Origin of the sequence: Marinobacterium mangrovicola, from assembly GCF_004339595.1 — a bacterium.
In the GTDB taxonomy this organism is placed as follows: domain Bacteria; phylum Pseudomonadota; class Gammaproteobacteria; order Pseudomonadales; family Balneatricaceae; genus Marinobacterium_D; species Marinobacterium_D mangrovicola.
In genome coordinates this window covers 661,177-672,812 of record NZ_SMFU01000007.1, presented here as the reverse complement: position 1 = coordinate 672,812, position 11,636 = coordinate 661,177, and the positions used below count along the sequence as shown (strand labels likewise).

At 57.7% G+C, this 11,636-nt stretch carries 12 protein-coding genes; 2 read left to right on the top strand and 10 right to left on the bottom strand.

From position 1 onward, the window contains the following. Window positions 1-81: 81 nt before the first annotated feature. The 4 genes from CLV83_RS04050 to CLV83_RS04035 all read right to left on the bottom strand — a co-directional run bounded on the left by CLV83_RS04050 (window position 82) and on the right by CLV83_RS04035 (window position 2,898). The gene (locus CLV83_RS04050) at window positions 82-702 is read right to left on the bottom strand and encodes a LysE family translocator (RefSeq protein WP_132287860.1); all 621 of its coding nucleotides are present in this window, start codon (window positions 700-702) and stop codon (window positions 82-84) included. A 74-nt stretch (window positions 703-776) separates the two neighbouring features. Next, window positions 777-1,469 (bottom strand): EAL domain-containing protein, encoded by a 693-nt coding sequence (locus CLV83_RS04045; protein ID WP_243642269.1) that lies wholly within the window; start codon window positions 1,467-1,469, stop codon window positions 777-779. 276 nt (window positions 1,470-1,745) lie between these two features. Beyond that, complete coding sequence (locus CLV83_RS04040) at window positions 1,746-2,324, bottom strand: YceI family protein (RefSeq protein WP_132287854.1); 579 nt, start codon at window positions 2,322-2,324, stop codon at window positions 1,746-1,748. Window positions 2,325-2,328: 4 nt separating this feature from the next. Then, complete coding sequence (locus tag CLV83_RS04035) at window positions 2,329-2,898, bottom strand: cytochrome b (protein WP_132287851.1); 570 nt, start codon at window positions 2,896-2,898, stop codon at window positions 2,329-2,331. Window positions 2,899-2,988: 90 nt separating this feature from the next. Between CLV83_RS04035 and CLV83_RS04030 the strand changes: the two genes are divergently transcribed. Next, on the top strand, window positions 2,989-3,939 hold the full coding sequence (locus CLV83_RS04030; RefSeq protein ID WP_243642268.1) for a LysR family transcriptional regulator: 951 nt from the start codon (window positions 2,989-2,991) through the stop codon (window positions 3,937-3,939). Here CLV83_RS04030 and CLV83_RS04025 read toward each other — a convergent pair. From CLV83_RS04025 to rapA, 5 genes are all read right to left on the bottom strand, one after another. Continuing rightward, window positions 3,933-4,811, bottom strand: a complete 879-nt coding sequence (locus CLV83_RS04025; RefSeq protein ID WP_132287848.1) for a copper resistance D family protein — start codon at window positions 4,809-4,811, stop codon at window positions 3,933-3,935. The genes CLV83_RS04030 and CLV83_RS04025 overlap by 7 nt on opposite strands. Before the next feature lie 88 nt (window positions 4,812-4,899). Beyond that, window positions 4,900-5,262 carry a copper resistance CopC family protein gene (locus CLV83_RS04020; protein ID WP_132287845.1) on the bottom strand — a complete coding sequence of 121 codons (363 nt, stop codon included), beginning with the start codon at window positions 5,260-5,262 and terminating at the stop codon, window positions 4,900-4,902. Continuing rightward, window positions 5,259-5,777 carry a DUF411 domain-containing protein gene (locus CLV83_RS04015; protein WP_132287842.1) on the bottom strand — a complete coding sequence of 173 codons (519 nt, stop codon included), beginning with the start codon at window positions 5,775-5,777 and terminating at the stop codon, window positions 5,259-5,261. The genes CLV83_RS04020 and CLV83_RS04015 overlap by 4 nt, the downstream gene beginning before the upstream one ends. 61 nt (window positions 5,778-5,838) lie before the next feature. Next, entirely contained in the window at window positions 5,839-6,219 is a 381-nt protein-coding gene (locus tag CLV83_RS04010; protein WP_132287839.1) for a hypothetical protein, read from the bottom strand. Window positions 6,220-6,301: 82 nt separating this feature from the next. Then, window positions 6,302-9,166, bottom strand: coding sequence for an RNA polymerase-associated protein RapA (gene rapA, locus CLV83_RS04005; RefSeq protein ID WP_132287837.1), 2,865 nt, complete (start codon window positions 9,164-9,166; stop codon window positions 6,302-6,304). 207 nt (window positions 9,167-9,373) lie between these two features. Between rapA and CLV83_RS04000 the strand changes: the two genes are divergently transcribed. Next, window positions 9,374-10,141: a M90 family metallopeptidase gene (locus CLV83_RS04000; protein WP_165900229.1), complete on the top strand. Its 768-nt coding sequence runs from the start codon at window positions 9,374-9,376 to the stop codon at window positions 10,139-10,141. 92 nt (window positions 10,142-10,233) lie between these two features. Here CLV83_RS04000 and alaC read toward each other — a convergent pair whose 3' ends face one another. Next, the gene (alaC, locus tag CLV83_RS03995) at window positions 10,234-11,466 is read right to left on the bottom strand and encodes an alanine transaminase (protein ID WP_132287831.1); all 1,233 of its coding nucleotides are present in this window, start codon (window positions 11,464-11,466) and stop codon (window positions 10,234-10,236) included. Window positions 11,467-11,636: the final 170 nt, after the last annotated feature.

The window sequence follows — 11,636 nt, the reverse complement described above, 5'->3', positions numbered from 1 at the left end:
CTCCTTCTGTTGCTGAGGGCTACCTAACCTTGGCTGCAACAGAAGGAAATTTCAAACCGGACTCTGCGTTTCAGCCGAGTATCAGCGCTGGGAAACCAGCAGACCGCCACCGGCACCGGCGAGCAGAACCGAGCAGACGCGGTTAAAAAGGCGTTGCCCTGCCGGGCGCGCGAACCACTGACGCAGGTAAACGCCGGCGGCGCCATAAAGTCCGATCGCCACCCACTCCATCAGCAGAAACAGACCGCCGACGATGGCAAACTGCAGCGGTACGTTGCCGGCCGGATCGACAAACTGCGGCAGAAACGCGGTAAAGATCAGGATCGCCTTGGGATTACCGGCGGCCAGCAGAAACTCCTGCTTCATTAGCGATTTCAAACCCGGCGTGGACTCAGGCTTTACGTCCTCCTGTTTGCCTGTACCAACAAACCAAAGCCTCCAGGCGGTATGAAACAGGTAGAGGGCACCGAGCACCTTGATCGCGGTAAAGACCAGTTCCGAGGTGTAAAGCACCATGGCCAGACCGCCCGCAGCCAGGGCGATCATCACCGCAAAAGCCACCAGGCGCCCGATGCCGGCCAGCAACGCACTGGTCAGGCTGAAACGCTGGGCATTGTTCATGGCCAACAGGTTGTTTGGGCCCGGCGTCAGGTTAAGCGCAAAACAGGCGGGTATAAACAGCAGTAAGACTTCGAGATTCATGACACTCTGATTGACTAAAGCGCTCCGGCACAACGATCCGAAAAACGGCCGTACAAAACGCAGCGATGGAAGAATCAGACAGTGTATTTATTCTCGTCGATGGTCGCCAGTGAGCGGAAAGAAGGCCGGGCGAAATAATAGCCCTGCATCAGCTCAATCCCCTCTTCCGCCAGCGCCTTGACCTCTTGCGCCGTTTCCACGCCTTCGGCGATCACCTGTATGCCCAGCTCATTGCAGATGCCAACGATGCCGCGAACGATCACCTGGCGGGTTTTATCCCGGTCGATATTACGGATCAGCGCCATATCCAGCTTGATCAGATCGGTAGGCGTATCGGCCAGCATGTTGAGACCAGAATAACCGGCGCCGAAATCGTCGATTGCGGTCTTAAAGCCAAGGTGGCGGTAATGCTCAACGATATCCAGCAGGTGCTCGGGGCTGTCCACCTGATCCACCTCGGTGAACTCAAAGATAATCTTCTCGGCTGGAAAACCGTACTGTTCAGCCGCGGCCAACGTGGTACGGATACACAGCTCCGGACGGTAGACCGCAGTGGGAAGGAAATTGATATTCAGGAAAGAATCGACGCCCAACTCGGCTGCCAGCTGAATCGCTTTGACCCTGCATGCCTGATCAAAGGCGTAACGATTGCTTTCATTAACACTTTCAAACACTACGCCGGCCGGCTGATTATCCAGTCCTCGGACCAGCGCTTCCTGGGAGTAGATAGAGCGGGTACGAATATTGACGATCGGCTGAAACGCCATGGTGAAATCAAAACTGAGGCATGTGGCATTCGCGCATTCTGCGCACCCCAGTTTTCGGAAGTTGGCCTGTTCCAGCATTATTGCCCCACTTTGCATGTTCAGTTGTTGAACTTTTCTTACGGGTTTAACGATTAGAAGACGCAACGACGCCGGTCAACCCATCGTTAAAACCAAACGAAGAGCAATGTATCCGTTTTGCAGCAAAATTAAAAACAAGAAAGCCAGGGACAACCCTGGCTTTTATGAGTAGTGCCCGAATACGGGCGAAAGGCGCTGTTACTGACGAACGCCTTCCAGTTCGATATCCAGGTACACGGTCTCAGACGCCGGGCCCAGATTGTACTCAATGCCGAAGTCTGCCGGCTGGAACTCCAGAGTGCCGGAGAAACCTGCACGGTAGCCACCCCAGGGATCTTCGCCTTCACCGATCTTGGTCACGTCCACAGTCACTTCGTTGGTGACGCCGTGCAGTGTCAGGTCACCGGTCAGAACGGCGGTGCCATCATCGTTAGGCGCGAATGAGGTGCTCTGGAACGTAGCAGTCGGGTACTCATCCACGTTGAGGAAGTCATCGCTGCGGATGTGCTTATCACGCTCAGCGTGGTTGGTAGTCAGGCTGGCGGTATCGATTTCCATGCTGACGCTGGAGTCTGCCGGGTTTTCAGCGTCGTAGCTGAAGCTACCGTCGAAATCGTTGAAGCGTCCTTTCAACCAGCTGAAGCCCAGGTGGCTGATACGGAAGTTTACGGAAGCGTGCATACCCTGAGTATCGACGGCGTAGTCAGCTGCGAAAGCGCTGGGTGCAAAGGCCAGGAAACCGGCCAGAGCGGCCCCTTTAAGAGCGGTCATTTTCATTCTGTTACTTCTCCTGTTTAGCGTTAAAAATGCGAGAAAGGGTTTCGTCTTTATCGATAAAGTGATGCTTGAGAGCCGCCAGCGCGTGCAGGCCGGCCAGCACGATCAGTGCAGTCGCCACCCAGTAGTGCACAGCACCCGCCACATCCTCCTGCCGCTCAACCACTTCGGGGAGCGCAGGCACGCCGAACCAGTTAAACACCTCGATCGGGGCACCGTCGGCGGTAGAGATCATGTAGCCGGACGCCAGTGCAACAAACATCAGCAGATACAGCCCCAGATGACCGAGCTTGGTCAACAGACGCACCAGGGTGCCGTGACTCGGCAGCGGCTTCGGCTGGGGGTTAAGCATTTTCCAGATGAGACGGATAAACAGCGCAGCAAAGATCAGCATGCCGATGCTCTTATGCCAGTGCGGGACCGTGCGATAGGCCGGATCGTAGTAACTCAGCGAGTCGATATAGAGACCCAGGGGATACATGCCGATGATGGCCAACGCCATCACCCAGTGGATCAGAATGGTCACCAGACCATAACGGTTAGCACTGTTGCGAAGAGAAACCTTGGCTGTCATGAAAACGGGAACACTCAGTTTGAATAACTTGAAGCGCAGAGGGTAAACACCGAGAATGAATGCATCAAATGAATATTTGTGATGGTAAGTATGCGCGAAATGAATATGCGCTCCATCGACCTTAATCTACTGGTCGTTCTGGATGCCTTACTGGAAGAAAGACAGGTGACCGGCGCTGCTCAGCGCCTGGATATGAGCCAGCCAGCGGTCAGCCGTGCACTGCAGCGGCTGCGTGAACTCTTCTCAGACCCTTTGCTGGTCAGGGGCGAGGATGGCTATGATCTGAGCGCCCGTGCCCGGCATCTGCAGCCTCTGCTCAAGGATATGCTTCACGGTGTAAAGCAGATGATCACACCGCTCTCGTTCGATCCCGCCGGGGCGTCTGGCAACCTGAGCTTCGCCTGTCTGGATCTGGAGGCGACGCTTTACCTCGCTGGCATCATGGAAACCCTGCGCCAGGAAGCACCGGGCATGTCATTGGAGATCCAGTCCAAGCCTGGCGACTACTTCACCAGTCTGGCCCGCGGCGAGATTCACCTGGCACTCAGTGGCCAGGAGCCGGATTTTTCCCAGGATCAGTTTCACCGCGTCGAGATCGACTACACCTATTCACAGTGTGTGATGGGCGCAGATAATCCGTTGGCAGAAGGGGAACTGACACTGGAACGCTACCTTGAGGCGACCCACGGCTTTGTCTCGATCAGCGGTCGTGGACCCGCAATCATCGATATGCATTTGAAGCAGATGGGGTACCAGCGCAAGGTAGCTGCGCGTCTGGCCAGCTTCTTCAACGTGCCGGACTTCTGTGAAAACACCGACCTGGTGTTCGCGCTGCCAAAGCGTCAGGTGGACTGGCTGTGCAGAAACCGCAGGCTGGTATCGCGACCTCTGCCCAAGGAGATCCCGCAGCCCCTGATCCATTTTTATCTGTACTGGCACGCTCGCTACCACCAGGACCCGATGCACCGTTGGTTTCGCAATCTGGTGATCGAACAGAACCGCAGCAAGTTTTCCGATAGCGCGCCCTTCTCACCTCAGTGAGTGGGGCCCACCAGCGTCGAGAGCACGGTGGTGGCGCCAAAGATGCCCCAGCCCACCATTTTTTCCAGCGTCAGAGACTTTTTTAGCCGTCGCCGGCTACCATCATCCGCCAGCACGGGCACCAGCTGATAGCGATGATAGGACGCGATTACGAGAATCAGCGCCACCATGGCACCCTTGCACACCAGCCAGAAACCGTAGGGTGTACTCAGCAATCCCTCCCCCCCGGTCAAACGCCAGAGTAGTACGGCACCGGCCAGCACGAGCAACACAACCGCCTTGATCGCCAGACTGCCAAAGTTTTCCAGCACATGGCGTGCCCGTTCTCTTGAGAGGCGATGAGTCACCAGCCAGAGCGGATAGATCGAACCGATCCACCAGGCCGCAATAATCACGTGCAGGGTCAGTAGTATCGCTGCGAAAAAATCGAGCTGCGCGGTATGCCCGGTACGGGCAAACGAGGCGCCCAGAGTAAGACAACCCAAGGCCAGACAGAGCACCTCCAGCGCGCCCATGCGTCCGGAACGGTTCGTCGGCAGCGTCAGCAGCAGCGCCCCGAACAGAATGATCAGCCCGAGCATGCGCAGCAGCAGCTCATCGCCAACGGGGGATTGCCAGAGCACTTCCCGCATCACCGGATCGAACATGCCGCCCAGGCCGGTCTCGGAAAACGCACCGACCCTGACAAAGAAGTAAAACAGAGAGGCAAAAAAACCCAGTATCAGAGATACCAGGGTGTAAAGTCGTAAACGTGCCAGGATGGTTTCCTGCTTGCGCAGAAAACGCAGGCTGATGGCACCGCCAACGGCAGTGGACAGGGAGATATAGATTAACCAGCGGGCCAGCAGTGTAAGCCCGTCCCACTCAGTCACCGTCTACCTCCAACTGCCCACCTCCCACTATCAACCTCGCAAGATCCGCGCCCATATGGCGGTTTCCAGCCTACGGGCACGGGCATCATCAGCGCTGGCTGAAGCGAAAGCTGCCGGTCACCTTGTGGCCGTCAGCGCCCATCAACATCCAGTGCACCCGGTAGTCACCAGGAGCCAGTTCCGGTATCGCCACGTCGTAGGTAGTGCCCGGGCCGATTGACGGGATGAAGTCGATCTCGATCGGCGCTCCCTCGGCCTTGGTCAGATCCACCCGCATCAGCCGCACCGGCTCTGCGAACTCCAGTTTCAGCTCCTGTAACGGCTCCTGGATAATCGCCCCGTCAGCGGGTTCTGACTTAACCAGATGGGTATGAGCCGAAACCGGCATCGCCAGTATTGCGGCCAGCATCAGGCAGGTGGCTGACAACAGTGACTTAAACGTGGAACTCAATACTGCATCTCCTGTTCGTTGATCTCTTCATAAAGCTCAAAGCGGCCATCTTTATAGAGCAGAACCACCGGATAGGGATCGAAACGGTCTCCCATCTCCATACCGGGGCTACCCGCCGGCATCCCCGGCACCGCCAATCCCAGTGCGCCTTCCGGCGGATTGTCGAGGAAGCGCTGTACCAGCTTGGCCGGTACATGACCTTCAAAGGCGTAACCGTCCTCGGTCACGGCGGTATGACAGGAACGGAACCGGGGTGCGATGCCCAGATCATCCTTCACACCGTTGAGATTCTGCGGATGATGAATGGCCGACTCAAAGCCGTGCTTGTCTGCGTGTTCGATCCAGCTTTCACAGCAACCGCAAGTGGGGCTTTTATAAACATCCAGCGTTACCGGCGCTCCGGCGTTTACCGAAGCGCTCGCGCCATCCTGAGCTTCGCTGTCGCTGCACGCTGCAAGAACCAGACTGCTACCGGCAACAATACCGGCGAAAACCAATTTTTTACCCAGTTTCATGTTACTTCTCCAAACAAACGAATAATCAACAGAGACGCAGACGCGCCCGAAAAAAGTTTGTTCAAACAAGCCGCGGAGGCTGTTCAGGAGGAGTCACAAAGGGTGATGCCGGTGAGCCACGCGCCTGCAGCGGCTGCAGCACCGGCAGATCAATATTGGGGTGATGCGGCGCCAGCATCGCCAGACTGGATGCGGAGCAGTGATCCGAGCAGTCGCTGATACTGGCCTGGTCGCAGCAGTCTGACATCTGCTGATCCAGCAGCTGCTTATGGCAGCCATGATCATCGACCGAGCAGCTCATCTGCATCGAACCACCCTGTCCGGCGACACCCGCATGGTCAGACTGAACCAGGCTATTCACAGCCGGCTGAAGCAGCAACATTAATGCGAGCAGCAAAGAGAGCAGCAACCAGTTACCTGACTGTCGCATGCGCTTATTCATGACGAATAGCTCCAACTCTCCTGCTCCCAAATCGACTATCTAACCGCGAGTCTAAACCCGCGGGCATTCTGCTGCCAGACGTTTATTCCCTGACCAGGAATACCCGCAGGGCATCCAGTTTCAGCTCCGCTTTCGACAGCGCCGCGACCATGGTATCCCAGCGAGCCTGCAGCGCTTCGACCTCCTGCGGATGGATGCCAGGGTTCACCTCAGCCAGAGCCTTAAGACGTTCGACCTCCGCGCCCTGCTCTGCGTTCACTTTTGCCAGCGCTTCATCAATCAGCGGCTGCAGCTCTTTACCGGCATGGCCGTCGGCTTGCTTAAGCTGATCGACGATCTGATCCCGCGCCAGGCGGACCATATTCTGCGACGCATTGCGCGATACGGTTTCCGCGAGCTTGTTCAGCGGCGCATGCCCCAGGGCCGCAGCCAGGTTCTGCCCATTCGGACCCACCAGCACACGGACCAGACCTTTCGGCAGGTAACGCTCCAGCTGATAGCTGCGCGGCGCCGTGGTGCGTGGCTGGTAGATCGCCTCCAGCAGCAGCGTACCCGCCGGCAGCGGCGGCAGTTTCAGGGTACAAAGGGAGTTGTTGCCATACTCGCCACGCAGAACCAGCTCCATGGTGCCGGCCAGCAGCGGATGCTCCCAGCTCATGTACTCGATATCCTCGCGTGACAGCGCACGCTCTCGATCAAAGGTCAGGGTAAGACCTTCATCCCCCAGTCCTGGCAACTGGCAGAGCATGTGCTCGCCCATATGAAGTACCAGGCCATCTTCACCATGGGGCTGAGTATCCACGCCGAAGCGGTCAAACAGTTTTTCCGCGTATGACTGCAGCTCGTCGCTAACCTCGGCGTCGGTGACCGCCTGGGTCAGCTCGGCGGCACGCTCGCTGTCGCAGCTTCCCAGCTCCAGCAGCCGGTCGCGCCCTGCAGCCACCTTGCTCTCCAGCTCAATGCGGGCATCGCGGGTTTCATCAATCAGCTGGTTCAGAGCATCCGCGTTGAGCGGATCACTGAGGCAGGTGTTCAGATCTTCAGCGAACTGATGATAGATCGCTTCACCACTGGCACAGACGCGGGTGAACGCTTCAAGACCGCTGTCATACCAGTCGAGCAGCACGGCAACGGCGCTGTCCTGGTAGTACGGCACGTGGATCTGTATATCGTTACGCTGACCGATACGGTCGAGGCGGCCGATACGCTGCTCCAGCAGATCCGGGCTCAATGGCAGATCGAACAATACCAGGTGACTGGCAAACTGGAAGTTACGCCCTTCAGAGCCGATCTCGGAGCAGATCAGCACCTGGGCACCCAGCTCCAGATCAGCGAAGTATGCCGCGGCGCGGTCACGGTTGATCAGTGACATGCCCTCGTGGAAGGCCGCAGTGCGAATCCCTTCACGCAGGTTCAGATACTCTTCAAGCGCAGTGGCGGTGCTGGACTCCGCACAGATCACCAACGCTTTCTCGCGCTTGTTTTCGCGCAGCCAGTTCACCAGCCATTCAACACGGGGGTCCACATCAACCCAGTCGCTGCCGAGCAGCTTTTCCGGGTGCAGTGTTTTATCCAGGGAAGCGGTGGGCGCCTCGTCGTCATAAAGCGCCGGCGTTTCCAGCGGCACCGCATCCAGGATGCGCTGCGGGAAACCTTTGACACTCTCGCGGGTGTTACGGAACAGCACCCGACCGGTGCCGTGACGGTCCACCAGTTGAGCGATCAGCTGCGCCAGACCCTGCTCACGCTTATCGGTCGGCAGCGCCAGCCAGTTGCCCAGCGCCTCTTCACCCAGCCAGCCTGCAATCTCTTTCTGGATGCGGCTGTCTGCAGCCAGCAGCTCGGCCCCCTGCTCTTCCAGCAGCGGCGCGATGGTGTGGCTGAGATGATGGAAACGGTCGCTCTCCTGTTTGAACGCTTCAAGGTCGTGATAGCGTTCGGGGTCGAGCAGACGCAGACGCGCAAAGTGCCCTTCCGGCCCCAGCTGCTCCGGCGTCGCGGTCAACAGCAGCACGCCCGGAACCTGCTTGGACAGCGCTTCGATGCACTGGTAGCCGTGGCTTGAGGCCTCCGGCGACCAGCCCAGATGATGGGCTTCGTCAACCACCATCAGGTCCCAGTCCGCCCGCAGCGCCTGGTTCAGGCGTGCATCGCGATGAGTCAGCAGTGACAGCGGGCAGAGGATCAGCTGCGCGGATTCAAACGGGTTGCCGGCATAGAGATCTTCCAGCAGCGCCTCACAGCGCGCTTCATCCAGCAGCGTAAACATCAGGTTAAAGCGGCGCAGCAGCTCAACCAGCCACTGATGCACCAGATTATCCGGCACCACCACCAGTACACGGCTGGCACGGCCACTGATCAGGCGCTGATGCAGCACCAGGCCCGCCTCGATGGTTTTACCCAGACCCACCTCATCGGCCAGCAGCGCGCGGGGATGTTCGCGGGAAGAGAGCTCAACCGCGATATGGAACTGGTGCGGCAACAACTGAACGCGGGCGCCAAGCAGGCCGTGTACCGGCGAGCTCATCAGGCGGTGATGGTGTTCCAGCGTTCTGACACGCAGCTTGAACAGACCATGACGGTCGATCTGGCCGGCCAGCATGCGCTGTTCCGGGCGCGCAAAGTGCACGGCGCTATCCAGATCCGGCTCTGGCAGAATCACTTCGGTGCCTTCCTGGTCGATACAGCGGTAGATGAAGCAACCGCGGTTCTCCATCCGTTCCTGGATCTCAAGCGCATCGCCGTGGTGATTATTGACGGTTTCGCCGGGCTCGTAGATAACACGGCTCAACGGCGCGTTGTCCATGGCGTAGGTGCGCTGTTCAAGCACTGCGGGAAAACCGATCTCCACCCGACGGTTGACACACTCTATAACTATGCCAAGTCCCAAATCCGCTTCAGTATTACTGATCCAGCGCTGACCGGGAACAAACTGCTCGTTGGACAAAACCTCAACTCCGTCTTTTGGATGGGGAAAAACAGGGCGCGTATGATAGACCTTCTCAGTACAAAATTCTTCCCTGTCGATGACCTGAAAAGATTAGCAAAGTTAACGAAAACCATGAGCCAATCAACAGCATCTCCTGTGGGTTCTTAACTTGCGCCGGTGAATAATCGGTTAAACTGGGATTATTTACGTCAATGGAGCGACGGTGTGTTCGAGAAAATCTTTGCCATCCTCTCCGGGGAAGACGACGAGCCGGCCGAATTGATCGACGATGAGCTTTGGCTCAGCACACTGCAATCCGTCCCACTCCTCACGGCACTCGCAGCGGACAAACAGCACCGACTGCGCGTACTGAGCGAACGTTTTATTCAGGATAAACAGTTTTGCGGCGGCGATGGCCTGGAACCCGATAGAGCAATGATCACCCGAATCGCCACCCTCGCCTGCCTGCCGGTGCTGGAACTGGGCCTTGCCTGGCTCGCTCCTATCCGCGAGATCGTTATCTACCCTGCCCCGTTTCTGGTTCGGCATGACCACCCCGACGAGTTCGGTATCGTACATGAAGGCTATGAAACCCTGAGCGGTGAGGCCTGGGACCACGGCACCCTGGTCTTGGCCTGGCCCGATGTGCTTGAATCCGGAGGGATGGATGAGGGGCATAACGTGGTGATCCACGAAATCGCCCATGTGCTGGATAACGGCAACGGCGCCTTCAACGGCTTTCCGCCGCTACACCGGTCGATGGATATTGCCGAGTGGACCCGCGAGTTTACCGCGGCCTACGAATCCCTTAACCGCCAACTGGATCGAGGTGACGCCACCCTCATCGATCCCTACGCCGCAACCGCCCCCACCGAATTCTTCGCGGTTACCAGCGAATACCATTTTGAACGGCCGGATATTCTTGCCCAGGCTTATCCGCAGGTGGCACGCCTGATGGCAGATTTTTACGGCGGCGGGAATATAGATCTGTAGAAGGCGCACCCACGCGGCTTTAGGTATGGCGCTGCATAAAACCGCGGCGAGGCATCGCTGCTGCGAAAAACGCCTCCGCCGCGATCTGCGGTTTAACGCTTGTCGGAAGGTACGTCGATTAATCCATCCTTGCGGAACATCGACTTGATGCCGCGCACCGCCTGACGAATACGGTCACGGTTTTCGATCAGCGCGAAACGCACGTAATCGTCACCGTAATCACCAAAGCCAATCCCCGGCGATACGCACACCTTGGCATCCGCCAGCAGCTTTTTGGAGAACTCCAGCGAACCCATAGCACGATAGGGCTCAGGGATTTTTGCCCAGATATACATGGAGGCCTTGGGAATATCGACCATCCATCCCGCTTCATGCAGCCCCTTGGCCAGGGTGTTGCGGCGCCGGCGATACTGCTCGGCGATATCGCGTACGCACTGCTGATCCCCTTCCAGGGCCGCAATGGCGGCTACCTGCAGCGGCGTGAAGGTGCCGTAATCGTGGTAACTCTTGATCCGCGCCAGGGCGTGTACGAGTTCCTTGTTACCGACCATAAAGCCGATACGCCAGCCCGCCATGTTGTAGCTCTTGGAGAGGGTGAAGAACTCCACCGCCACATCCTTGGCACCCGGCACCTGCATGATCGACGGCGCTTTCCAGCCATCGTAAACGATATCGGCATAGGCCAGATCGTGGACCACGATAATGCCGTACTGCTTGGCCAGGGCGACAACACGCTCGAAGAACTCCAGTTCCACACACTGGGCCGTAGGGTTGGAGGGGAAGCCCAAAATCACCATCTTCGGCTTGGGAATGGTCTCCCGGATCGCCCTCTCCAGCTCAACGAAGAAATCCACGCCGGGTATCAAAGGTATTGAGCGCACCTGGGCGCCGGCGATAACGGCACCGTAGATATGGATCGGATAGCTCGGGTTGGGCACCAGCACCGTATCACCGTGATCGACGGTGGCCAGCATCAGGTGCGCCAGACCCTCTTTGGAGCCTATGGTAACGATCGCTTCATCTTCGGGGTCGATATCGACCTCGTAACGATCGCGGTACCAGTTGGAGATCGCCCGCCGCAGACGCGGGATACCGCGTGACGTGGAATAGCCGTGAGTGTTATCACGCTGGGCGACGGAGCAGAGCTTTTCGACAATATGGGGTGGCGTCGCGCCGTCTGGATTGCCCATGCTGAAGTCGATGATGTCTTCACCGCGACGACGCGCGGCCATCTTCAGCTCAGAGGTGATGTTAAATACGTATGGGGGAAGACGATCAATACGGGAAAAATGGCGTACCTGCTGCACACCGTTGTCATCGGTCATGATTACTCTCGCTTGTAAACGTAAGCGCCCGGAACCGTCCGAGCGACGCCGTTCGTGTCATCACGAACGCGACAGGAAGAGTATCGGTTAAAGGACACCTAAACCAGAAATTTTTCTGTTGAGCTTAAGAAAACACTGTCCCAGAAAAAGATACTGCTGGATCGGGGTAA